The sequence below is a fragment of the Microbacterium sp. SYP-A9085 genome, assembly GCF_009649635.1.
Classification (GTDB): domain Bacteria; phylum Actinomycetota; class Actinomycetes; order Actinomycetales; family Microbacteriaceae; genus Microbacterium.
Genome location: NZ_WJII01000001.1, coordinates 889,976 through 911,752, shown reverse-complemented (window position 1 = coordinate 911,752; position 21,777 = coordinate 889,976). Strand labels below are relative to the sequence as shown.

Sequence of the window (21,777 nt, the reverse complement as noted above, 5' to 3'; positions counted from 1 at the left end):
CGTTCAGGTAAGGACTCCGTATGACCGACGCGCCCGCCGTCTCCGCCCGCCGACTCGACACGACGGATGTCGCCCGCGTCGCCGTCTTCGCCGGGATCATCGCGGTCCTCGGCCTGCCGGGCGGGTTCACGATCTTCGGCGCCGTACCGATCACCGCGCAGACGCTGGGCGTCATGCTGGCCGGGGCGATCCTCGGCCCGTGGCTCGGCGCGCTGTCGATGACGGTCTTCCTCACCCTGGTCGCCATCGGCCTGCCGCTGCTGTCCGGCGGCCGCGGCGGCATCGGTGTGTTCGTCGGCCCCTCCGTCGGCTATCTCATCGGGTTCGTCGTGGGGGCACTGGTCATCGGCCTCATCGTGCACGCGGGCAGCCGCCGGCCGACGCTGTGGCGCACGATCGCCGGCATCGTCGTCGGCGGCATCCTCGTCGTGTACGCGTTCGGCATCCCGCTGCAGGCGCTCATCACGCGGCTGCCGCTGCCGGAGACGCTTCTCACGAGCCTCGCGTTCGTCCCCGGCGACCTCGTCAAGGCGGCGCTCGCCACCGCGATCACGATGACGCTCCTGCGCGCCTACCCGCGCGCGTTCCGCCGCACCTGGACCGTCGCCGCGCGATGATCTCGCTCCGGGATGTCTCGGTCCGTCTCGGCGAGGTCGAGGCGCTGCGGGATGTCTCGCTCGAACTGGGCGCGCGGACTATCGCGGTGATCGGCGACAACGGATCCGGCAAGTCCACGTTCGCACGCCTGCTGGCAGGCCTCGTGCCCGCGACATCCGGAACCCTGCGCGTGCTCGGTCTCGATCCGACGCGGGATGCCGACGAGCTGCGGCGCCGCGTCGCCGTCGTGTTCAGCAACCCCGATGCGCAGATAGTGATGCCCACCGTCGCCGAGGATGTCGCCTTCTCGCTGCGCCCGCAGCGCCGGCCCCGCAAGCGGACGGGCGACACGGATGCCGCGGCACGCGTGGCCGCAGCACTCGCACACTTCGGACTGGCGCCGCTGGCCGACCGCCCCTCGCACGACCTGTCCGGCGGGCAGAAGCAGCTGCTCGCCCTCGCCGGCGCATTCGTGCGCCGGCCGGACCTCGTGATCGCGGACGAGCCCACGGCATACCTCGACGCACGCAATGCGCGCCGGATCGCCGATCACCTGTTCGCGGGCTCGCATCGTCTGGTCCTCGCCACGCACGACCTCACCCTGGCCCGACGATGCGACGCGGCGGTCCTGTTTTCGGACGGCAGCGTGCGCGCGACCGGCGACGCCGACTCCGTGACCGCGCAGTACGAGGCCGATATCCGATGCTGATGCTGTTCCGGCCGGGTACCGGCATCCTGTACCGCCTGCCCGCGGGGCCGAAGCTCGCCGGCATCGCGCTGCTCGTGCTGGCGGTGTCCCTGGCGCCGCCGGAGCTCTGGGTGACGGGCGCCATCGGCGGGCTGGTCGTGGTCGCGTACGCCGTCGCGGGGTTCGCCGACGGGATGCTGGGAATGGGCGTCCTCGCCCGGCAGGCCTGGGGGCTTCGCTGGGTGATTGCGCTGATGCTGGTCGCGCAGCTGGTGTTCCTTGGCCCGGTGCCCGCCGTCGTCAACACCGGCCGAGTGACGGCGGCGATCCTGCTCGCGGCGCTGCTGGCCCTCACGACGCGGGTTACCGATCTGCTGGATGCGCTCGAGCGCGGACTCGCGCCACTGCACGCTATCCGGCTCGATCCGGGCCGGATAGCGCTGATGCTGACGGTGGCGCTGACGACGCTCCCGGTGATGGCACGGATAGCGCACCAGGTGCGCGAGGCGCAGCGCGCGCGCGGCGCCCGTCCCGGCATCCGGCGCTTCGCGGTGCCGTACCTCGTGATGACGCTCAAGCATGCGGACGAGCTGGGCGACGCCCTCGCCGCCCGCGGCGTCCGCTGACTCGCGGCCCCGCAGACCCCCGCCGCTAACCCGCGTAGCGCGCTGGCGCGACGCCCGGTCGGGCGAGAGCCGGGATGCCGCGCGGTCACTCCGTCGGCGGATGCGGCCGCCACACGACGATGTCGGTGGAGCGGCGCACGCGGCGGCCGTGCCGCAGGGTGACGACGGCTCCGGTGGAGCCGGCGGCGAACACGCGCGCGCCCGGCCGGTTCTCCATCTCGGTGCGCACGCGCTGCTCAAGCAGCTGGACGCGCACGTGCAGCTCCCGCACATGGTCCTCGAGTTCGAGGATGCGCACTATCGCGGGCAGGCTCATGCCGTCCGCTGACATCCGCGCGACCTCGCGCAGCTGGTGGATGTGCCGCAGCGAGTACCGGCGCGATCCGCCCTGGGTTCGCGCCGGGACGACGAGCCCGATCCGGTCGTACTGGCGCAGCGTCTGGGGATGCATGCCGGACAGCTCGGCGGCCGCGGCGATAGCGAAGATCGGCGCGTCCTCGTCGGGCTGCTGCTGCTCACCCATTGCTCACCACTCCCTGTGCGGCCCAGAACCCGATCCTGCGACGAGCATGTCAGGCGCCGGCCTTCGCCATCAGCTCGGCGCGCGGGTTCTCCTTCGGCTCCAGCGAGGCGAAGTGCTCCAGCGCTTCGCGGGCCGCATCATCCAGGTGCGAGGGGACCGCGACCTGCACCTCGGCCAGCAGATCCCCGGTGCCCTTCTTGCTCTGCACGCCACGTCCTTTCACGCGCAGCACTCGGCCGGACGGGGTCCCCGCCGCCACGCGCAGCCGCACCGGGTCGCCGCCGAGCGTCGGCACCTCGATCGTCGCGCCGAGCGTCGCCTCGGTGAACGTCACCGGCACCGTGACACGGAGGTGCAGGCCGTCCCGCACGAACACCGGGTGCGGGCGGACCGTCACGGTCACGACGATGTCGCCGCTCTCCCCGCCGTCCGGCGAGGGGCGACCGCGGCCGCGCAGGCGGATCTTCTGCCCGTCGGCCACGCCGGCGGGGATCTTCACCTTGAACGGCCGACCGTCCTCACCGGCCAGGGTGATCGTCTCTCCCCGTACTGCCGTGACGAAGTCCAGGGTGGTGTGGGCCGTGACATCCGCCCCCCGCTGCGGACCGCCGTAGCCGCGGTATCCGCCGGTGGAATCGCCGAACCGGCCCGAGCCGAAGCCGCCGCCCTGCTGGCCGAACATCGAGAAGATGTCGTCGAAGTCGCCCGCGTTCTGGAAGCGGGCGCCGCCGCCGCGGCCCTGGCCGAACATGCTGAACACGTCCTCGAAGCCGCCCGCGCCCTGCCCGCCGGCGGTGAACCGCGCACCCGACCCCATGGCCCGGATCTGGTCGTACTCGGCGCGCTGCTCCTTGTCGGAGAGCACCGAGTACGCCTCGCTGATCTCCTTGAACTTCGACTCCGCGGCGGTGTCGCCGGGATTCGAGTCGGGATGGTACTTGCGCGCGAGCTTGCGGTAGGTCTTCTTGAGGTCCGCGTCGCCGACGTCCTTGGACACCCCGAGCGTCTTGTAGAAGTCCTTGTCGAACCAGTCCTGACTGGCCATGGATGCTCCTACTCTGCCGGTACGGCCACGACGACCTTCGCGGGGCGAAGCTCCACGTCACCCAAACGGTAGCCGGTCTCGACGACCTCGAGGATCGTGGCCTCGGTGACGCCGGGCGTGGGCTGTTGGAAGACGGCCTCGTGGTGCTGCGGGTCGAACGGCTCGCCGGCCGCGCCGTACGCGACGACGCCGAGACGCTCCACGATGCCGCGGATCTTGTCCGCGATGACCGCGAAAGCGCTGCCCTCCTCGAGGTCACCGTGCTTGTCGGCCCGGTCGAGGTCGTCGATCACGGGCAGGATGCCCTTGGCGACCTCGCCCTTGGCGCGGTCGATCTCGATCTGGCGCTGGTCCTCGGTGCGCCGCCGGTAGTTGGCGTACTCGGCCTGCAGGCGCTTGAGGTCGTTCAGCAGCGTCGACTCGAGGTCGGCGAGCTTCGCGTCCTCCGCCGCCGCGTCCGGGTTCTGCGCCGTGCCGAGGATGTCGTCCACGGTCAGCTCGTCGTCGCCGGCCTCGGCGCCCTCGGCACCGGTCGGGTTCTGCTGGTCCTGAGTCCCGTCCTGCGCGTCGGGGCCGGAAGCCGAAGCCTCCGACCCCTCGTCGCCCGGACGGACCTCGTCGTCATCGAAGTCCTTCTCGGTCATGTCCCTACTTCTTCTCGTCCTCGTCGTCGACGACCTCGGCATCCACCACGTCCTCATCGGAGTCCGACGTGCCGCCGTCACCCGGCTCGGATGCGTTCGCCCCGCCCTGTGCGCCCTCGGCCTGCGCGGCCTGGTAGATGGCCTCGCCGAGCTTCTGCTGGCTGGAGTTGAGCGTGTCGTACGCGGTCTTCACCGCGTCATCGTCCTCGCCCGCCAGCGCGGTCTTCAGCGCGTCGACGTCCGCCTGCACGCTGTCCTTGACATCCGCGGGCAGCTTGTCCTCGTTGTCCTTGATCAGCTTGTCGATCGAGTACGCGAGCGTCTCGGCCTGGTTGCGGGTGTCCGCGGCCTCGCGGCGCTTCTTGTCCTCGGCCGCGTGCTCCTCGGCCTCACGCACCATCCGCTCGATGTCCTCCTTCGGCAGGCTGGACCCGCCGGTGATGGTCATCGACTGCTCCTTGCCGGTGCCCTTGTCCTTGGCGGACACGTGCACGATGCCGTTCGCGTCGATGTCGAAGGTGACCTCGACCTGCGGGATGCCGCGCGGGGCCGGCGCGATGCCGGTCAGTTCGAACGTGCCCAGCGGCTTGTTGTCGCGGGTGAACTCGCGCTCGCCCTGGAAGACCTGGATCGCCACGGACGGCTGGTTGTCGTCGGCCGTGGTGAACGTCTCGCTGCGCTTGGTGGGGATGGCGGTGTTGCGATCGATGAGCTTGGTCATGATCCCGCCCTTCGTCTCGATGCCGAGGCTCAGGGGGGTGACGTCGATCAGCAGCACGTCCTTGCGCTCGCCCTTGAGGACGCCGGCCTGCAGGGCGGCGCCGACGGCGACGACCTCGTCCGGGTTCACGCCCTTGTTGGGCTCCTTGCCGGTCTCCTTCTTCACGAGCTCCGACACGGACGGCATGCGGGTGGATCCGCCCACGAGCACGACGTGGTCGATGTCCTCGACCTTGATGCCGGCTTCGCGGATGACGTCGGCGAACGGCTTCTTCGTGCGATCCAGCAGGTCCTTGGTGAGGTCCTCGAACTTCGCACGGGTCAGCGTCTCCTGCAGGTTCGCGGGGCCCTGCTCGGTCAGCGAGAGGTACGGCAGCGAGATGCTGGTCGAGGTCGAGCTCGACAGCTCCTTCTTCGCCTGCTCGGCGGCCTCCTTCAGACGCTGCAGCGCGATCTTGTCGCCCGAGACATCCACACCGGTGGTGTCCTTGAACTGCTTGATCAGCCACTCGACCACGCGCTGGTCCCAGTCGTCGCCGCCGAGCCGGTTGTCACCGGCGGTGGAGCGCACCTGGATCGTCGAGAAGTCGTCGTCCTTGCCCACCTCGAGCAGGGACACGTCGAACGTGCCGCCACCGAGGTCGAACACCAGGATGAGTTCGTCCTCCTTGCCCTTGTCCAGGCCATACGCGAGCGCCGCGGCGGTCGGCTCGTTGATGATGCGCAGCACGTTCAGGCCGGCGATCTCACCGGCCTCCTTCGTGGCCTGGCGCTCGGCGTCGTTGAAGTACGCGGGCACCGTGATGACGGCATCCGTCACCGTGTCGCCGAGGTACTGCTCGGCGTCGCGCTTGAGCTTCTGCAGGATGCGCGCCGAGATCTCCTGCGGGGTGTACGTCTTGCCGTCGATCGACTGGGTCTTCCAGTCGGTGCCCATGTGGCGCTTGACGGAGGTGATGGTGCGGTCGACGTTCGTGACGGCCTGGCGCTTGGCGGTCTCGCCGACCAGCACCTCGCCGTCCTTCGTGAACGCCACGACGGAGGGGGTGGTGCGGAAGCCCTCGGCGTTGGCGATGACCTTCGGCTCGCCGCCCTCGAGGACGGAGACGACCGAGTTCGTGGTACCGAGGTCGATACCCACTGCACGTGCCATATGTGTGTTCTCTTCCTTTTCCGGGGGTCGAGGCGGATGTCTCGGCCCGGGTGTCCGACAAGTTCAAGGGGCGACTCGGATGAGGTTGAGCCGCGATGACTCAAGTGTAGAACGCGGATGCGACGCTGTCAATAAAGTTGATAGGTACTGGCTCAAGTTTGGCCTGGGGATGTCGGGCGGCGCGCGGCTCCGCGGTTCGCTGAATCGTGGCATCCGCGCCCCTTCTCCCCTACGGTGAGATCGTGACCGGCAACGACGCCCCTGACCCGCGCTTCTCGACCGCCGCGATGAGCACGAATCCCGACGAGACGGCGGTACCGCGCCGCCAGGTGTACTCGTGGGCACTGTGGGACTGGGCCACGCAGCCGTTCAACTCCGTCATCCTGACGTTCGTGTTCGTCTCGCTGTATCTGGTGTCCGACCAGTTCCTGCCGGCGGATGTCGCGGTGCTGGATGCCGCGGACCCGGTCAAGCAGCGCGCGCTGGCCGACCTCACCAGCGGATACGGCTTCGTCACGTTCTGGGCGGGCATCGCGATTCTGCTGCTGGCGCCGGCGCTCGGGCAGAACGCCGACCGCGCCGGGCGAAAGAAGCGCTGGCTGCTGCTGACCACCGCGCTGCTCGCGCTCGCGCAATTCACCCTGTTCTTCGTGCACGCCGACCCCGCCTACTTCTGGTTCGGCGCGATCACCGTCGCCGTCGGCTCGGTGTTCTCCGAGATCGCCGGGGTCAACTACAACGCGCTGCTGGTGGGGGTCTCCACTCCCCGCACGATCGGCCGGGTGAGCGGCCTCGGCTGGGGCATGGGATACATCGGCGGCATCGTGGCGCTGGCCATCGTCGTCGCCCTCAACTTCGCGAACTGGTTCGGCCTGGACACGTCGGACGGCCTCGCATACCGGCTGATTGCGGTCGGCAGCGCCGTGTGGACGGTGGCCTTCTCGATCCCGCTGTTCCTGAACGTGCCTGAGACGCCACCGGCCCTCGGGCTGCGGCGGGTCGGCTTCTTCGCGAGCTATGTCGAGCTCGTACGGGATGTCGTCGGTCTGTTCCGCACCCATCGGCCCACCTTCTGGTTCCTGCTCGCCAGCGCCGTGTACCGCGACGGGCTGGCGGGGGTCTTCGCCTTCGGCGGCGTGCTCGCCGCGGTCGTCTACGGATTCTCGACCAATGAAGTGATCCTGTTCGGAATAGCCGCGAACGTCGTGGCCGGCATCGCGACGATCGTCGCCGGCCGGCTCGACGACCGCTACGGGCCGCGGGCGGTGATCGTGACGTCGCTGGCGGTGCTCATCGTCATGGCCGGGGCGGTGTTCTTCCTGCACGACGCGGGCAAGCTGCCGTTCTGGATCGGCGGGCTGATCCTGTCAGCGTGCGTGGGCCCGGCGCAGGCGGCGACGCGGTCGCTGCTGGCCCGGGTCACACCAGATGGGATGCAGGGCGAGATCTTCGGCCTCTACGCGACGACAGGCCGCGTCGTGAGCTTCCTCGCGCCGGGCCTGTGGGCGCTGTTCATCGCCTGGTTCGGCGCGACGTACTGGGGGATCCTCGGCATCCTGGTCGTCCTCCTGGTCGGCCTCATCCTGCTGATCCTGGTCCGGCTCCCCAAGCACGTCCGCGTCGCCTGACCTGCCCCCGTCGTCGCGTCGCGCTCCCACCGCGAGGCATCCCCCAACTCCGCGAGACATCCCCCAACTCCGCGAGACATCCCTCAACTCCGCGAGACATCCCCCACGCGTTTCGGGGCTTCCTCGCGCGTTTCGAGGCTCCCTCGCGCGTTTCGGGGCTCCCTCGCGCATTTCGGGGCTGCCTTGCGGAGTTTCGGGGCTGCCTCGCGAGTTTCGGGGCTGCCTCGCGAGTTTCGGGGCTGCCTCGCGGGACGGCTTGGGGATCAGGTGCGGGTGCCGAGGAATATCGCGCGGATGCGCTCGACGGGCAGCTTCGGGACGCGATCCGCGTCCGTCAGCCCGTTCGTCTCCTGCAGGGTGTCCGTCAACTGCGTGTAGCAGAACCCGGCGAGCACGTCGCTGCCCTGCACGGCCGCGACCAGCGCGCTCAGCCGCTGTTCGAACTCGGCGGCCGACGAGACGGCGCTGTACCCCCACGCGCCGTCCACGGCATCGACGTCGAACGAGATGCCGCCGAACTCGGTGAGCATGATCGGCGCGCCCTCCACCGAGCCGCCGAGCACGAGCCGCCGTCCGGCCGGGCCGTACCCGTCGATCAGCGCGCGGACACCCTCCGCGCTGCCATAGCGCTCGGCGATCACGTCGGGATCGCTCTCGTAATCGTGGATGGCGAGGATGTCGGTGTCGACCTGCTCCCATCCGTCGTTTGACACCACCGGCCGGGTCGGATCGAGCGCCTTGGTGAGCGCGACGAGGGAACGGGCGAATTGCTGCATCCGCGGATCGTGCGCAATGTGCTGGACACCCCAGCTCTCGTTCAACGGCACCCACGTGACGATCGACGGGTGCGACGCGTCCCGGCGCACGATCTCCAGCCACTCGCGCACGGTCCGCTCGACCGCGTTCGCGTCGAACGCGAAGCTTGCCGGCGCCTCGGCCCACACCAGCAGGCCGAGCCGATCAGCCCAGTACAGGAAGCGCGGATCTTCGAACTTCTGGTGCATGCGGGCCGCGTTGAACCCGAGCGACTTCACGAGCTCGACCTCGGCGCGCAGCGCGCCAGCGGACGGGGCGGCGAGATGCGACGTCTGCCAGTACCCCTGGCTGAGCACTGACCGAACGAAGTACGGGCGGTCGTTCAGCAGGAACCGGCCGCGCGCGACCTCGACGGTGCGCAGTCCGACATACGAAGCCACGGCGTCCTCGCCGACCACGACACGCGCATTCAGCAGAACGGGATTCTCGGGGGACCACAGCAGCGGCCCGCTCGCCTGCCCGTTGCGCAGCGTCGGCACCTGCAGGACCAGCTCCGCGCGTTGCCCGGCGACCGAGGCCTGCGCCGTCGCGACGACACTGGCGTCATGCTCGAGTTCCACGCGCACCGTCGTGCCGGGCGCCGCCGGGCCGGTCAGCTCGACCCGCAAGGACACCTGTGCGTCATGCGGACGCGCCACCCAGTGCAGGCGCTCCACCGCCAGCGCGGGGCGGGCCTCGAGCCACACCGGCTGCCAGATGCCGCTCGTGCGGTGGTACCAGATGACGTGAGGATGCTCCTCCCAGTCCTGCTTGCCCCGCGGCTGTGAGACGTCATGCGGATCGTCCTCGGTGCGCACCACCAGGAGATGGTCCGCTCCGCCCTGGATGGCGTCGGTGATGTCCAGCCAGAACGGCGTGTGGCCGCCTTCGTGGTCGCCGATGAACTGGCCGTCCACCCAGACCCGGCACCGGTAGTCCACGGCGCCGAAGTGCAGGATCAGCCGACGTCCGCGCCGGAAGCCCGCCGCGTCCAGCTCCGCGGCGCCGAACGAGCGCGCGTACCAGGCGACCCGGTGGTGCGCGGTATCGCCGACACCGGACAGTTCGGACTCCGGCGGAAACGGCACGATGATCGTCCCGTCGAAGACGCCGTCCCGGTACCATCCCGACGCCATGCCGGCATCGTCGTCGTCGAAACGGAACATCCACGGCCCGCCGAGGTCTGCCCAGTGCGTCCGGACCAGCTGGGGGCGCGGATAGTCGCCGTCCTGCTCGGCAGCATTCGGCAGGCGGGGCTGGTCAGGCGTCATGCCTCCAGCATGCCGCAAAGTTCCAGCGCTGTAAATCCGACCTACGGCGTACTCTCCCGGACCACCACCGTGTACGGGACAATCTCATGACGCCCGGCGCCACCGTATCCGTCGACTCTCTCGACCAGGAGCTCGAGCGCCCGCCGCGCCAGTGCCTCCAGATCCGGCGCCACAGTGGTAAGGCTCGGAAATGTCACCGCGCTGAAGCTGATGTCATCCCATCCGGTGACGGCGACCTCGTCCGGGACGGCGACGCCCCGCTCGTGCAGGGCACGCAGCGCGCCGATCGCGGCGAGGTCGTCGCGGCACACGAGAGCGTCGAAGCGCACCCCGGCATCGATCGCCGCGCCGACGGCGTCGACCGAGCCGCCCGCCGAGATCTCCGCCGAGGAGAACAGCAGCGCCGGGTCGGGGGTGATCCGCGCCGCCTCCAGCGCCTCCTGATACCCGAGGATGCGCTGACGGGATGTCTCGGACAGCCGCGGTCGCTCGTGACCGACGAAGCCGATGCGGCGCCTGCCTGCGCGGATCAGGAGGTCGGTCACGTCGCGCGCGGCCGCGACGTTGTCGATCATGACGCGGTCGACGGTCAGCGGCGCGGCGGTCTCACCGATCAGCACGAGCGGCAGGTCCGTGCGGTGACGCGCTATCTCGGTGGAGCGCATGACACTCGGCTGGAAGATCACGCCGTCGACCAGGCCCGCCTCAGACCCCGCCATCAGAGCCCGTTCGCCCTCGAGGGTGGCATCCGTCTCCTCCAGCAGCACGCGGTAGCCGAACTCCTCGGCGACACGGGAGACGACGCGGGCGAGCTCGGCGAAGTACGGGATGGCGACGTTGGCGAACGCGAGGGCGAGCAAGCCGGTCTTCCCGGTGGCCAAACGCCGTCCCATCGCGTTGGGCCGATACCCGAGCTCGTCGATCGCGCGCTGGACCCGCTCACGCGTCTTGGCCGAGACGTGCGGGTAGTTGCGCACGACGTTCGACACCGTCTTCATCGAGACACCGGCCACATCGGCGACATCCTGCAGCCGAACTCCCGCCATTTCACCTCCCGGTGCGATCCGCGTTGGGCTCGACACTAGTACGGGGGACGGTCGCGTAAATCGCTTGACAGCAAAATTCTAGCGCTGTAAATTCACGGACAACCCCGTGTCCGACGTTGGCGCCATCGCGTCGATCCACCTCGAAGGAGAGCAATCACATGAAGAAGGCAGTGAGTCGGGGACTGGCCCTCGGGCTCGCCCTCGCCGTCGGCATCGGCCTCGCCGGCTGTGCAGGGTCCGGAGCGAAGGGCGGTGGCGACGCCGTCTCGGGCGGAGGCTCCTACGACGGGCCGAAGGTCGACATCACCTTCTGGAACGGCTGGACCGGCGGTGCCGCTCCCGTCCTGGTCCCGAAGATGATCGACAAGTTCAACTCCGAGCACAAGAACATCGTCGTCAAGGACGTGCCGCAGGAGTGGGGTGACATCGCCGCGAAGATGCCCCTGGCGATCAAGGCCGGCAAGGGGCCGGATGTCGCCGTCCTGCACGGCGACGATCTGGCGACCTACGCCGCCCAGAACCTGCTGCTGAAGTCCGACGCCATCGTGAAGAACCTCGGCTACACCGCCGACGACTTCCCGCCCGGCGTCTTCGACAAGGGCAACTACAAGGGTGCCCAGTATGCCGTGCCCTGGAGCGTGACGCCGCTCGGTCTGTACGTCAACAAGGACGTGATGACCAAGGGCGGGGTCTCCGACATCCCCACCGACGAGGCGTCGTATATGGCGGCACTTGCCAAGCTCAAGTCCGCCGGCGTGCAAGGCGATTGGGTCGACGGATACGTGTTCACCGGCACGTTCGAATTCGAGAGCCTCGTGTGGCAGTTCGGCGGCGACCTCTACAACAAGGACGTCACCGAGGCGACATTCAATTCGGATGCCGGAGTGAAGGCGCTCACCTGGATGACGGATCTCGTGAAGCAGGGATACAGCCCCGCGAACGTCGCCCAGGACGGGAACATCAAGGCGCTGCTGGCCGGCAAGACCGCGTTCAACTGGAACGGCGTGTGGCAGACGACCAATGACGCGTTCAAGGGCCTGAACTGGGCGGCCGCGCCGGTGCCGCAGATCGGCACGCAGAAGGCGGTCTGGTCCAGCTCGACGCACTGGGTGTTCCCCGCCAACAAGGGACAGGACACGAACAAGACGCAGGCGGCCGCCGTGTTCGTCAAATGGATGAACGACAACTCGGCTGACTGGGCCTCGACCGGTGAGTTGCCGGCCGCGAACACGGTGCGCAACGATCCTGGGCTCGTCCAGAAGTACCCCAGCCTGCAGGCGTTCATCGGGGAGTTGGACTACGCGCACTATGAGACCGTGTCGCCGGGCATCAACGAGGCAAACGCGCTGATCACGACGGCCCTCAGCGAGGCGCTGACGGGTAAGAAGTCTCCGCAGCAGGCTCTCGACGACGCGAAGGCGAAGGCCGACCAGATCCTGAAGCAGAACCAATCGAAGTATGGCGACTGACACCGTCGTATCCGCCGTCGTCGTCCCCGCGCCCGCTCAGGCGCGGGGACGACGCGGCCGCCGCGTGCTGCCGACCCGGCGTCGGACGGTCACGGCCTATCTCTTCCTCGCGCCGTTCCTGGTGCTGTTCCTGACCTTCGTGGTCGCCCCGGCGGTCTTCGGCCTCTGGATCAGCGTGACCGACTGGAGCCCGTTCCGCGACATCCAGCACTTCATCGGGCTGCAGAACTACATCGATCTGTTCACGCCCGGCTCCGCGACGTCGGCCGACTTCTGGCACTCGATGGCCGCGACCGGCATCTTCACCGTGGCCAGCGTGCCCTTCCTGGTGGTGATTCCGCTTCTTGTCGCCGTGCTGCTGAACAACCGCATCCATGCGGCCACCGCGTTCCGCACGATCTTCTTCGCACCGTATGTCCTGGGCGTCGCCGTGGTCGGCCTCATCTGGGGATACATCCTCGACACCCAATCCGGCATCCTCAACCACGTCCTCTCCGTAGTCGGGCTTCCCGGTGACATCCCGTGGCTCGTGGATGTGCCGTGGGTGTGGGTATCGCTCGTCGGTGTGACGGTGTGGTGGACGATGGGGCTGAACACCGTCATCTTCCTGGCCGGGCTGAAGGGCATCAACGGTGATCTCTATGAGGCGGCGGCCCTGGACGGGGCCGGCGCCGTCCGGTCCTTCTCCAGCGTGACGCTGCCGGGGCTGCGCCCGGTCATGCTGTTCATCACGACGACGACGGTGCTGGCGTCGGCCAACATGTTCGGCCAGTCCTATCTGCTCACCGCCGGCGGCCCGGGCAACGCCACCCGCACCGCGATCATGTACATCGCCGACCAGGGGCTGTCGCAGAACAACATGGCCCCGGCCTCCGCCATGAGCTACATCCTGTTCGCGTTCCTCGCCATTATCAGCATCATCAACTTCCGCGTACAGCGGGAGCGCGCAGAGAAGCTCGACGCATGAGCACTGTCACGAGCATCCCGCGGCGCCGCCCCACCGGGCGGCGGATCACCGCGACCAGCACGCTGTACGCCGTGCTGATAGTGCTCGGCCTGATCATCGTGCTGCCGCTGGTGTGGACGCTCATCACGTCGTTCAAGACGGATGCCGACGCCGTGCGCAACCCGTACTCGTTCCCGAACCCGGTCTCACTCGACGCCTACCACACCCTCGCGAGCGGCCAGCAGCCGATCCTGCTGTGGTTGTGGAACAGCTTCGCGGCGGCGTCCGTGCAGACCGTGCTGATCCTGGTCACTGCGTCGATGGGCGCCTACGCGCTCGCCCGCCTGGACTTCGCCGGCAAGAAGGTCATCTTCGGCGTCATCATCTCGACACTGCTGGTGCCGCCGGTGGTCTTCCTCATCCCGAACTACCTGATCGTGCAGAACCTCGGCTGGCTGGACACCATCCTCGCGATCACCGTGCCGGGGGCGGCCGGCGCGTTCGGCATCTTCTTCCTGCGGCAGTTCTTCGTGGGACTGCCGATCGAGATCGAGGAGGCGGCCCGGATCGACGGGGCCGGGGACTTCCGCATCTTCGTGCAGGTCGTGCTGCCACTGGCGCGCCCCGCTCTGGCGACGCTGGCCGTGCTGTCGTTCCTGAACAATTGGAACGACTTCCTGTGGCCGGTGTACGTCCTGCTCTCCCCCGAGAACATGACGCTGCAGCCCGGGCTCGCGATGCTGCAGGGCGCGTACCGCACGCATTTCGGGATCGTGATGGCCGGCGCCGTGATCGCGTCGGTGCCAGTCCTCGTGCTGTTCGGGATCGCGCAGCGGCAGATCGTCGACTCCGTGGCCGGCGCCGCGGTGAAAGGGTGAGGATGCTGCGCGCCATCGCCGGCGCGTCGGCGGCAGCGGTGCTCGCAGCCGCGGCCGCCGGGCTCGGCGGGTGCGCGGCACAGCAGCCGGGCAGCTCGCCCTCGGCGACGGATGCCGCGGCCCGCGCATTCGCGATCGACGCGGACTTCCCGGATCCCGATGTGGTGGCGGCTGGCCACGGCTACCTCGCTTTCGCGACGAACTCGTTCGGCGTGAACGTCCAGGTGGCGTCGTCCCGGGACCTGCACACCTGGACGGTCGAGCGGCGGGATGCCCTCCCGAAGCTTCCGGCGTGGGCCTCGCCGGGTCGCACGTGGGCGCCAGACGTCTCCACGATCGACGGTCGCGCAGTGATGTACTTCGCGGCCGAGCACACCGACTCTGGTCGGCAGTGCATCGGGGTGGCCACGGCGTCGACCCTCGACGGGACGTTCGCCGCGGCATCCGGCGATCCCCTCGTCTGCCCGCTCGAAGCGGGCGGAGCCATCGATCCGAGCACGTTCGTCGACAGAGACGGCACGCGGTACCTGCTGTACAAGACCGACGGCAACTGCTGCGGGATGGACACCTGGATCGAGATCGCCCCGCTGAGCCGTGACGGGCTCGCCCTGGCCGGTGGGCCGCATCGGCTGATCAGGCAGACCGAAGCGTGGGAGGGGAACCTCGTCGAGGCGCCCACCCTCCTGCTGCGGGGCGGCACGTACACGCTGCTGTACTCGGCGAACGACTACGCCAGTGCGTCCTATGCGGTCGGGGCGGCGACATCCGCCTCCCTGCTCGGCCCGTACACCAAGCAGAAGACACCGGTCGTCTCGACCGCGCAGAGCGGTAGGCGGTGGGACGGCCCGGGAGGCCAGGATGTCGTCGTGACGCCGCACGGCGACGTCCTCGTGTTCCACTCGTGGGATGAGAACCACATCTACCGCGGCATGAACGTGGCTCCGCTGCGGTTCACGCCCGACGGCGCGCACGTCGTCGTGCCGTAATACGCGGGTGGTCAGCGGCCGGGCGCACCGGCGTCGCTGGTACCGACGTCGGTGAGGTGGAAGTTCAGGAACGACCGGGATGCCGTCGGGCCGCGCTGCCCCTGGTAGCGGTTGCCGTAGCGCCCGGCGCCGTAGGGCGTTTCCGCGGCGGAGGAGAGCTGGAAGAAGCAGAGCTGGCCGATCTTCATACCCGGCCACAGCTTGATCGGCAGTGTGGCGACGTTGGAGAGCTCGAGCGTGACGTGGCCCGAGAAGCCGGGGTCGATGAAGCCGGCGGTGGAGTGGGTGAGCAGCCCGAGCCGGCCCAGCGACGACTTGCCTTCCAGGCGCGCGGCGATGTCGTCGGGGAGCGTCACCTGTTCGAACGTGGACCCGAGGGCGAACTCGCCGGGGTGCAGCACGAACGGCTCGTCGGGGGCCACCTCGATCAGGTGGGTGAGGTCGGGCTGGTCCTCGGCGGGGTCGATGAACGGGTACTTGTGGTTGTCGAACAGCCGGAAGTAGCGGTCCAGGCGCACATCGACGCTCGAGGGCTGCACCATCGCGGCATCCCACGGGTCCAGCGCGATGCGCGCGTCGGTGATCTGTCGGCGGATGTCGCGGTCCGAGAGCAGCACGAGGCCAGCCTACCGGCGCTTCCCGCCGCGGCTTCCCACTGCGCCGACCGTCAGACGGTCGACAGCGTGAACTGCATCACGGCGACGGCGAGGCCCGCGAGCACGAGCACGCCGCTGAGCACGAGCGCGATGACCGTCGCGCGGCGCCCTTCGCCTGTGTACTCCACACGACGTCCTGCGATCACGCCGAGCACGAGGGCGAGGATGCTCCCACCCAATGCCACCAGCGGCAGCATCCAGGGCGGCAGTGTCATACCCGTCAGCGTGATGCCCGCGACCGCGAGGCACGCGATGATCGCAACGACGGCGGCGACCAGCGCCACAGCCGAGAGCACGTTACGTTCGCGCAGCGGCTCGCCGATCGCAGCCGGCGTGCTCAGCGCGTACAGTGGCGGCGGTTCTGCCGCGCCCTTGACGCGGTCGGTCCACTGCTCGCCGTCCCACCAGCGCAACTTCGTCGGGTCGCTGTCGCGGTACCATCCCGCCGGCATGCTCGCCGGCGCATGTTGAAGAGCCATGTCGTCCCCCAGTCCGATCACGTCGCCGCCCGCGCCTACTCCCCAGAGCGTGCGCCCCGCTGACGCGGGACCTGGACGACTGCTCACATTGTGATGCCTGCCGCGCCCCAGTGCAAGCGACACGCCCGGGCTGCAACGTATGTTGCAGCCCGGAAAAACTCCCGATGGAGGAGCATTGCGCGTCACGCGCGGCACGGGGGGGCTCCCGGCGGATCCTGTTATGCTGGCCGGGCACGTTTCGGCGTGTGCGGGGCTGTAGTTCAATGGCAGAACTTCTGCTTCCCAAGCAGACAGCGCGGGTTCGATTCCCGTCAGCCCCTCCGGCCAGGGGTTTCCTGGACTGAATCGCCCTCCTGATCATCGGATCGGGAGGGCGATTCTCCGTCTACTCGCCGTTTTCGCTGGCGAACACGTCCAGCCGCCGTGCGGCCATGTCGGGACGCTCCAGCGGCCGTTCGACGTAGTGCCGTGAGGTAACGGCCGGATCCGCATGACCGAGCTGCAGCTGCGCGTCCTCGACGCCGAGGACCGTCGCGACCGCCTTCCGGCAGGACTTCGCCGTCATCCATTCCACGCTCGTACCCTTCATCGCCTTCGCCCATTCGGTACGCACGTTCTCCGGCCACCGGAGCGTGCCGACCGCCGGCGGGAACCATCGAGCAGGAAGCCCGAGCCGAAGCGGAGCGGCGGCACGCGGCGGGTGAACTCTATGACTTGCTGAAGTCGCGGCTGACGACGTTCGTGGAGGGCGCGGTCTGGCAGGCGACCCGCGAGCCGACCAAGGCGGAGGTGGGGGCGATGCGGCAGGCGCTCAACGACGCTGACGTGGACTACTCGGCGCGTGAACAGCGGGCCGATGCTGGCGGCGGAGACATGGAGCCGGGGGACTGGTTTACGTTCCTCGCCCGCGCCGCTCTCACCGCCGCCCGCCAGGTGAATACCGGGGAGGGGCGATGATCAGTGCGGTTCCGGAGGCCGCGAGGCGATGTGCGTCGGCTTCAGATTCCGCGCCCGCTGGACGCTTTCGGCCCGCGCCTGCGTCTCCGCGGTCGGCTCGTAACCGTGCCAGTGCTCGCTCAACGCGTCTGCCCAGCGTGCCGCGCGAGTCGGGTCTTCAGGTCTCTCGACGCCCGGGGGCGTGCCTGTCACATTTCTCGTCATTCTCGGACTGTACGCGCGGCACATGTACGCGCTCACAGGGTACCCCGGGGCCGGGAACGGTAGGGATCAGCCCTTGCGGCTGCGATTCCGGAGAAACCCGAAAATCAAGGTCCCAAGGAACAGAACAATGCCGATGATCGCCAGCCAAACTAGGCCCTTGATGGCAAAACCAACGACTGAGGCATTCCCAAGCAGACAGCGCGGGTTCGATTCCCGTCAGCCCCCCAACCCATCGACCCGCGGAATCCTGCGCTTGCTGCCCGTCGCAGCACTGGGCGGCTGCACCGTCCGGCGGCTGCCGATCCACCAGGACGCCACCCCGCGCGCGTCGCGTCGGCGCCGAGCTGCGCGGGGTGGTGTTGCTGGTGCCAGCACGATCGGTCGGGAATCGAGGCGGGGGAACCTCACCGATCCAGGTCAGGCTACTGCCGGAGGATGCCGCGCCCAAGAGCGTCGCCGGCGCCGCGTAAGCTCCTCGCTAACGTGACGCGTCCACGTCCATGAGCGCAGGACCCCTCACCCGTCCGCGGCGCCCCCGACATACATCGTCCGGTGCAGGACCTGCACATGCTCGCGCATGTGCGCGACGGCGGCGACCGCATCACGGCCGCGGATGGCATCCACGATCCGGGCGTGGTCCTCGTTGGCGCGGTGCAGCCGGTCGATCGGGTACGGGATGAAATACGTGTACAGCTCGGCCAGCACCTCGCGGTACGGCGGGATCGCCCATGCGAGGCCGCTCGCCTGGGCAACCGCCAGGTGGAACCGCTCGTCTGCGCGGTGATAGGCGCTCCAGTCCTGCGCGGACGCCGCCGCCGCGACGCACGCCGCCATCTCCGCGATCTCCTCATCGGTCGCCGCGACCGCTGCGTGGTGCACGAGCGTGCACTCGAACAGCGTGCGCACATCGATCAGGCGGTGCACCTCCGCGGCATCCTCCCGGAACACCTCCGCGGCGCGGTCCGGCACGCTGTCGCGGCGCCCGGTCGTGAACGTGCCGCCCCTCCGCCCGCGCCGCCGCTCGACGAGCCCGTCCTCGGCCATCGCCTCCAGCGCGCGGCGCACCGTCATCTCGCTGACATCCAGCGCCGACGCTATCTCGGCATCGCGCGGCAGCCGCTCCCCCGGAGCGATGAGGTCCAGCTCGACGGCTAGCGCGATGCGCGCACGGACGGTGTCCGACGCGGACAGTCGCGTGATCCCCGTCAATCCCGGGTCATCCAGAGCGCCGCCCGCCGCATCGCCTGCGCTCGACATGACACCACCCTATCCACGGACTGGACATAATCGTTCATTGTGATCTATTTTAAGTCTCAGCCGCATCCGTGACCGCGGACGCACGACAAGGAGGTCATCGTGTCCCGCACACTCAGCATCGCCGCCGTCCAGGCCGCCGCCCTCCCGATCGGCACGCCCCTGGACGACTTCGCCGCCGACGTCCGGCGGCACGCGGATGCCGGGGCCGACCTGGTCGTCTACCCGGAACTGCACTTGTTCGGCTCCGGACCCTGGCCCGCCGCTGAGGACGCGCAGCGCCGGCGCGCGGCATCCGTCCCGCTGGACGGCGCGTTCGTCGAGCGTCTGGGCGACATAGCCCGGGATGCCGGGGTCTGGCTTGTCCCCGGCAGCATCTGCGAGCACGGCGAGCACGGCGAGCTCTTCAACACGGCTCTCACGATCGCGCCCGACGGCGCACTGGCCGCGTCGTACCGCAAGATCTTCCCCTGGCGGCCGTTCGAGCCGTACGACCCCGGCGACCGGTTCGTGACGTGCGACCTGCCCGCCGGGACGATCGGGCTCTCGATCTGCTACGACTCCTGGTTCCCCGAGGTGACCCGCCACCTCGCCTGGATGGGCGCCGAGGTCGTCGTCAACATCGTGCGGACCACGACCCCCGACCGCGCCCAGGAGCTCGTGCTCGCCCGCGCGAACTCGATCGTCAACCAGACCTTCACCGTGAGCGTGAACTGCGCCGGACCCGACGGTGAAGGCCAGAGCATCGTCGTGGACCCCGAGGGCGCCGTCCTCGCGGCCGCCGGCGTCGACCCGGACGTCCTGTACGTGACCCTCGACCTCGGCAGTGTCGACCGCGTCCGCGAGAGCGGCACCGCCGGCACCAACCGCATGTGGTCGCAGTTCCTGCCCACGGACGCCTCGCTCGCACTCCCCCTGTACGAGGGACGCATCGACCCGCACCGCTGGGAGCCCCAGCACTCCACCCGACAGATCCGATAGCAGCACCACCCGACAGGAGACGACGATGTCCACCCAAGCCCACCTCACCCGATCACTCGGGCTCACCTCGCTGGTCCTGTTCGGACTGGCCTACATGACCCCGCTCATCGTCCTGGGCATCTTCGGCGTCGTCGCCGAGACCACCGGCGGCGCGAGCGCATCCGCGTACCTGGTCGCGCTCGTCGCGATGCTGTTCACGGCATCCAGCTACGGCCGGATGGCCACCGCCTACCCGGTCGCCGGTTCCGCCTACACGTATGTGCGGCGCACCATCGACTCGCGTGTCGGCTTCCTCGTGGGCTGGGCGGTGCTGCTGGACTACATGTTCCTGCCGATGGTCATCTGGCTCATCGGCGGCGCGTACCTGCAGGCCGAGTACCCCGCCGTCCCGGGCTGGGTGTGGATCGTCGGCTTCGTACTGATCACGACGATCCTCAACATCCTCGGCATCAAGGTGGCCGACCGCACGAACTACATCATGATGGCGTTCCAGATCCTCGTCATCGTCGTGTTCGTGGCCCTCTCGATCGGCTCCGTCGTCAGCCACCAGGGCCTGGGCGGCCTGATCGACGGCGGCCCGTTCGCCAACCCTGCCTCGAACTTCACGATGGTGTCGGCCGGCGCCGCTATCGCCGCGTACTCGTTCCTCGGCTTCGACGCCGTCACCACCTTCACGGAGGAGACGAAGAACCCCACCCGCACGGTTCCTCGCGCGATCATGCTGATCGCCCTGATCGGCGGCGGCATCTTCATCCTCGTGTCGTACACGACCCAGCTCGTCCACCCCGGCGGGCAGTTCCAGGATGCCTCGTCCGCCGCGTTCGAGATAGCGATGACGATCGGCGGCAACGTGTTCGGCGCCGTCTTCCTCGCCGGCCTCGTGATCGCGCAGTTCGCCTCGGGTCTGGCAGCGCAGGCGTCGGCCGCACGTCTGCTGTACGCGATGGGACGCGACGGGGCCCTGCCCCGCCGCATCTTCGGCGCGGTCAGCCGTCGGTTCCGCTCGCCGATGGTCAACATCGTCGTGATCGGGGTGATCGGCCTCGCGGCGGTCTTCCTGGATGTCGCGACCTCCACGTCGTTCATCAACTTCGGCGCGTTCACGGCCTTCACAATGGTCAATGTCTCCGTCATCGTGTACTACGTGAAGGAACGCCGGAACGGGCGACGCCTGAACGGCCTCGTCTATGTCGTCATCCCCGCCATCGGAGCCATCATCACCGGGTATCTGCTGACCGAGCTCGACTCCAACGCCGTCGTCCTGGGCCTGAGCTGGCTCGCGGTGGGGATCGTCGTGCTCGCCGTCGTCACCCGCGGGTTCCGCAAGCTCCCGCCCGAGCTGACGTACGAGAAGGACGAGGAGCCGACCCTGGCCGCCACGCCCACCCCGGTCGCGGCGGCGGAGTGACCGTGCGCCTCGCGCTCGCCCAGATCGACTCCGGCACGGACACCGCGCACAACCTCGCGCTGATCCGCACCGGGTTCGACGATGCGGCCGCGCGAGGCGCCGACCTCCTCCTGTTCCCCGAGTACGCGATGTACGAGAAGAAGGTCGTGGACGGCAGCTTCGCCGCCGTCGCCGAACCCGTCGACGGCCCGTTCGCATCCGCCCTGCGCGCGCTGGCCCGCGAGCACGGCATCGCCGTGATCGCCGGGATGGTCGAGGCCCATCCGGACGGCGCGCAGCCCTACAACACGCTCATCGGCATCGACGCGGACGGGACGCTCGTCGGCGCGTACCGGAAGATCCACCTCTACGACGCGTATGGTTTCCGGGAGTCGCAGTGGATCTCCCGCCCGGAGCCCCCGCGGCATGTCGTGATGCCGATCGCGGGCATGCACGTCGGCGTGATGGCGTGCAACGACCTGCGACATCCCACGGTCGCATCTGAGCTCTCGGCGGCCGGGGCCGACATTCTCGCCGTCTGCGCTTCCTGGGTCCCCGGTCCACAGAAGGTGGACCAGTGGCGGGTCCTCGCCGCTGCGCGCGCTATCGAGAACGTCATCGTCGTGGCGGGAGTGTGCCAGGCGCCGCCCGTCTCGATCGGGACGAGCCTCGTGATCGACCCGATGGGAACTGTCCTCGGCGAGCTCGGGCCGAGGCCCGACATCCTCTGCGTCGACGTCGACCCGGACGCCACCACACTCGCGCGCGAGCGCGCTGCGGACTAACTCCTTCACCCTCGGGGCGGCAACCGGCCGGTCTGCGTGGCCCAAATATCACCCCTATG

Annotated in this window: 22 protein-coding genes and 1 tRNA gene; 13 read left to right on the top strand and 10 right to left on the bottom strand. The window is 69.0% G+C overall.

What is annotated here, in order from left to right; translation table 11 throughout:
- Positions 1 to 20 precede the first annotated feature (20 nt).
- The 3 genes from GH740_RS04395 to GH740_RS04385 are packed head-to-tail and all read left to right on the top strand — an operon-like array spanning position 21 to position 1,911.
- On the top strand, positions 21 to 617 hold the full coding sequence (locus GH740_RS04395; protein WP_153744786.1) for a biotin transporter BioY: 597 nt from the start codon (positions 21 to 23) through the stop codon (positions 615 to 617).
- Complete coding sequence (locus tag GH740_RS04390) at positions 614 to 1,306, top strand: energy-coupling factor ABC transporter ATP-binding protein (protein WP_153744785.1); 693 nt, start codon at positions 614 to 616, stop codon at positions 1,304 to 1,306. Before GH740_RS04395 ends, GH740_RS04390 begins: the two co-directional genes overlap by 4 nt.
- A complete protein-coding gene (locus GH740_RS04385; protein ID WP_153744784.1) occupies positions 1,300 to 1,911 on the top strand; it encodes a CbiQ family ECF transporter T component in 612 nt (203 codons plus the stop codon). The genes GH740_RS04390 and GH740_RS04385 overlap by 7 nt, the downstream gene beginning before the upstream one ends.
- 85 nt (positions 1,912 to 1,996) lie before the next feature.
- Here GH740_RS04385 and GH740_RS04380 read toward each other — a convergent pair whose 3' ends face one another.
- Genes GH740_RS04380 through dnaK form a run of 4 tightly spaced genes read right to left on the bottom strand, consistent with a single transcriptional unit; the run spans position 1,997 to position 5,996 of the window.
- Entirely contained in the window at positions 1,997 to 2,434 is a 438-nt protein-coding gene (locus GH740_RS04380) for a MerR family transcriptional regulator (RefSeq protein WP_153744783.1), read from the bottom strand.
- Between the two features lie 49 nt (positions 2,435 to 2,483).
- Positions 2,484 to 3,479, bottom strand: a complete 996-nt coding sequence (locus tag GH740_RS04375) for a DnaJ C-terminal domain-containing protein (protein ID WP_153744782.1) — start codon at positions 3,477 to 3,479, stop codon at positions 2,484 to 2,486.
- An 8-nt stretch (positions 3,480 to 3,487) separates the two neighbouring features.
- Positions 3,488 to 4,123: a nucleotide exchange factor GrpE gene (locus GH740_RS04370; protein ID WP_153744781.1), complete on the bottom strand. Its 636-nt coding sequence runs from the start codon at positions 4,121 to 4,123 to the stop codon at positions 3,488 to 3,490.
- Positions 4,124 to 4,127: 4 nt separating this feature from the next.
- Positions 4,128 to 5,996, bottom strand: a complete 1,869-nt coding sequence (dnaK, locus tag GH740_RS04365) for a molecular chaperone DnaK (RefSeq protein WP_153744780.1) — start codon at positions 5,994 to 5,996, stop codon at positions 4,128 to 4,130.
- Between the two features lie 242 nt (positions 5,997 to 6,238).
- Here dnaK and GH740_RS04360 point away from each other — a divergent pair, with 242 nt between their 5' ends.
- The gene (locus GH740_RS04360) at positions 6,239 to 7,624 is read left to right on the top strand and encodes an MFS transporter (protein ID WP_367640605.1); all 1,386 of its coding nucleotides are present in this window, start codon (positions 6,239 to 6,241) and stop codon (positions 7,622 to 7,624) included.
- A 263-nt stretch (positions 7,625 to 7,887) separates the two neighbouring features.
- Here GH740_RS04360 and GH740_RS04355 read toward each other — a convergent pair whose 3' ends face one another.
- Positions 7,888 to 9,690: a glycoside hydrolase family 2 protein gene (locus GH740_RS04355; RefSeq protein WP_153744779.1), complete on the bottom strand. Its 1,803-nt coding sequence runs from the start codon at positions 9,688 to 9,690 to the stop codon at positions 7,888 to 7,890.
- Positions 9,691 to 9,731: 41 nt separating this feature from the next.
- Positions 9,732 to 10,736, bottom strand: a complete 1,005-nt coding sequence (locus GH740_RS04350; protein ID WP_153744778.1) for a LacI family DNA-binding transcriptional regulator — start codon at positions 10,734 to 10,736, stop codon at positions 9,732 to 9,734.
- Between the two features lie 158 nt (positions 10,737 to 10,894).
- Between GH740_RS04350 and GH740_RS04345 the strand changes: the two genes are divergently transcribed.
- From GH740_RS04345 to GH740_RS04330, 4 genes are read left to right on the top strand one after another with little or no spacing between them, the layout of a single operon-like run.
- Complete coding sequence (locus GH740_RS04345) at positions 10,895 to 12,205, top strand: ABC transporter substrate-binding protein (RefSeq protein WP_153744777.1); 1,311 nt, start codon at positions 10,895 to 10,897, stop codon at positions 12,203 to 12,205.
- Positions 12,195 to 13,172, top strand: coding sequence for a carbohydrate ABC transporter permease (locus tag GH740_RS04340; protein WP_153744776.1), 978 nt, complete (start codon positions 12,195 to 12,197; stop codon positions 13,170 to 13,172). The genes GH740_RS04345 and GH740_RS04340 overlap by 11 nt, the downstream gene beginning before the upstream one ends.
- On the top strand, positions 13,169 to 14,029 hold the full coding sequence (locus tag GH740_RS04335; RefSeq protein WP_153744775.1) for a carbohydrate ABC transporter permease: 861 nt from the start codon (positions 13,169 to 13,171) through the stop codon (positions 14,027 to 14,029). The genes GH740_RS04340 and GH740_RS04335 overlap by 4 nt, the downstream gene beginning before the upstream one ends.
- 2 nt (positions 14,030 to 14,031) lie before the next feature.
- On the top strand, positions 14,032 to 15,015 hold the full coding sequence (locus GH740_RS04330) for a glycoside hydrolase family 43 protein (protein WP_153744774.1): 984 nt from the start codon (positions 14,032 to 14,034) through the stop codon (positions 15,013 to 15,015).
- 11 nt (positions 15,016 to 15,026) lie between these two features.
- Here the strand turns inward: GH740_RS04330 and dcd are convergent, their stop codons facing one another.
- Both dcd and GH740_RS04320 read right to left on the bottom strand, forming a co-directional pair.
- Positions 15,027 to 15,632: a dCTP deaminase gene (gene dcd / locus GH740_RS04325; RefSeq protein ID WP_367640602.1), complete on the bottom strand. Its 606-nt coding sequence runs from the start codon at positions 15,630 to 15,632 to the stop codon at positions 15,027 to 15,029.
- A gap of 50 nt (positions 15,633 to 15,682) precedes the next feature.
- Positions 15,683 to 16,150, bottom strand: a complete 468-nt coding sequence (locus GH740_RS04320) for a DUF2510 domain-containing protein (RefSeq protein ID WP_153744773.1) — start codon at positions 16,148 to 16,150, stop codon at positions 15,683 to 15,685.
- 249 nt (positions 16,151 to 16,399) lie between these two features.
- On the opposite strand from GH740_RS04320, the gene GH740_RS04315 reads away from it, so the two are divergent.
- Positions 16,400 to 16,470: transfer RNA gene (locus GH740_RS04315), tRNA-Gly, on the top strand.
- A gap of 65 nt (positions 16,471 to 16,535) precedes the next feature.
- Here the strand turns inward: GH740_RS04315 and GH740_RS04310 are convergent.
- Entirely contained in the window at positions 16,536 to 16,724 is a 189-nt protein-coding gene (locus GH740_RS04310) for a hypothetical protein (protein WP_153744772.1), read from the bottom strand.
- Positions 16,725 to 16,864: 140 nt separating this feature from the next.
- On the opposite strand from GH740_RS04310, the gene GH740_RS04305 reads away from it, so the two are divergent.
- Complete coding sequence (locus GH740_RS04305; RefSeq protein ID WP_153744771.1) at positions 16,865 to 17,107, top strand: hypothetical protein; 243 nt, start codon at positions 16,865 to 16,867, stop codon at positions 17,105 to 17,107.
- A gap of 720 nt (positions 17,108 to 17,827) precedes the next feature.
- Here the strand turns inward: GH740_RS04305 and GH740_RS04300 are convergent.
- Positions 17,828 to 18,568, bottom strand: a complete 741-nt coding sequence (locus GH740_RS04300; RefSeq protein WP_153744770.1) for a FadR/GntR family transcriptional regulator — start codon at positions 18,566 to 18,568, stop codon at positions 17,828 to 17,830.
- A 99-nt stretch (positions 18,569 to 18,667) separates the two neighbouring features.
- On the opposite strand from GH740_RS04300, the gene GH740_RS04295 reads away from it, so the two are divergent.
- From GH740_RS04295 to GH740_RS04285, 3 genes are read left to right on the top strand one after another with little or no spacing between them, the layout of a single operon-like run.
- On the top strand, positions 18,668 to 19,546 hold the full coding sequence (locus GH740_RS04295) for a carbon-nitrogen hydrolase family protein (RefSeq protein ID WP_367640599.1): 879 nt from the start codon (positions 18,668 to 18,670) through the stop codon (positions 19,544 to 19,546).
- A gap of 25 nt (positions 19,547 to 19,571) precedes the next feature.
- A complete protein-coding gene (locus GH740_RS04290; protein ID WP_153744769.1) occupies positions 19,572 to 20,954 on the top strand; it encodes an APC family permease in 1,383 nt (460 codons plus the stop codon).
- Positions 20,951 to 21,718, top strand: a complete 768-nt coding sequence (locus tag GH740_RS04285; protein ID WP_153744768.1) for a carbon-nitrogen hydrolase family protein — start codon at positions 20,951 to 20,953, stop codon at positions 21,716 to 21,718. The genes GH740_RS04290 and GH740_RS04285 overlap by 4 nt, the downstream gene beginning before the upstream one ends.
- Positions 21,719 to 21,777 lie beyond the last annotated feature (59 nt).

What these genes read in the sequence shown, in the direction of transcription:
- GH740_RS04395 (WP_153744786.1), top strand. Translation starts at nt 21, where the DNA reads ATGACCGACGCGCCCGCCGTCTCCGCCCGCCGACTCGACACGACGGAT.
- GH740_RS04390 (WP_153744785.1), top strand. Translation starts at nt 614, where the DNA reads ATGATCTCGCTCCGGGATGTCTCGGTCCGTCTCGGCGAGGTCGAGGCG.
- GH740_RS04385 (WP_153744784.1), top strand. Translation starts at nt 1,300, where the DNA reads ATGCTGATGCTGTTCCGGCCGGGTACCGGCATCCTGTACCGCCTGCCC.
- GH740_RS04380 (WP_153744783.1), bottom strand. Translation starts at nt 2,434, where the DNA reads ATGGGTGAGCAGCAGCAGCCCGACGAGGACGCGCCGATCTTCGCTATC.
- GH740_RS04375 (WP_153744782.1), bottom strand. Translation starts at nt 3,479, where the DNA reads ATGGCCAGTCAGGACTGGTTCGACAAGGACTTCTACAAGACGCTCGGG.
- GH740_RS04370 (WP_153744781.1), bottom strand. Translation starts at nt 4,123, where the DNA reads ATGACCGAGAAGGACTTCGATGACGACGAGGTCCGTCCGGGCGACGAG.
- dnaK (WP_153744780.1), bottom strand. Translation starts at nt 5,996, where the DNA reads ATGGCACGTGCAGTGGGTATCGACCTCGGTACCACGAACTCGGTCGTC.
- GH740_RS04355 (WP_153744779.1), bottom strand. Translation starts at nt 9,690, where the DNA reads ATGACGCCTGACCAGCCCCGCCTGCCGAATGCTGCCGAGCAGGACGGC.
- GH740_RS04350 (WP_153744778.1), bottom strand. Translation starts at nt 10,736, where the DNA reads ATGGCGGGAGTTCGGCTGCAGGATGTCGCCGATGTGGCCGGTGTCTCG.
- GH740_RS04345 (WP_153744777.1), top strand. Translation starts at nt 10,895, where the DNA reads ATGAAGAAGGCAGTGAGTCGGGGACTGGCCCTCGGGCTCGCCCTCGCC.
- GH740_RS04340 (WP_153744776.1), top strand. Translation starts at nt 12,195, where the DNA reads ATGGCGACTGACACCGTCGTATCCGCCGTCGTCGTCCCCGCGCCCGCT.
- GH740_RS04335 (WP_153744775.1), top strand. Translation starts at nt 13,169, where the DNA reads ATGAGCACTGTCACGAGCATCCCGCGGCGCCGCCCCACCGGGCGGCGG.
- GH740_RS04330 (WP_153744774.1), top strand. Translation starts at nt 14,032, where the DNA reads ATGCTGCGCGCCATCGCCGGCGCGTCGGCGGCAGCGGTGCTCGCAGCC.
- GH740_RS04320 (WP_153744773.1), bottom strand. Translation starts at nt 16,150, where the DNA reads ATGGCTCTTCAACATGCGCCGGCGAGCATGCCGGCGGGATGGTACCGC.
- GH740_RS04300 (WP_153744770.1), bottom strand. Translation starts at nt 18,568, where the DNA reads ATGTCGAGCGCAGGCGATGCGGCGGGCGGCGCTCTGGATGACCCGGGA.
- GH740_RS04290 (WP_153744769.1), top strand. Translation starts at nt 19,572, where the DNA reads ATGTCCACCCAAGCCCACCTCACCCGATCACTCGGGCTCACCTCGCTG.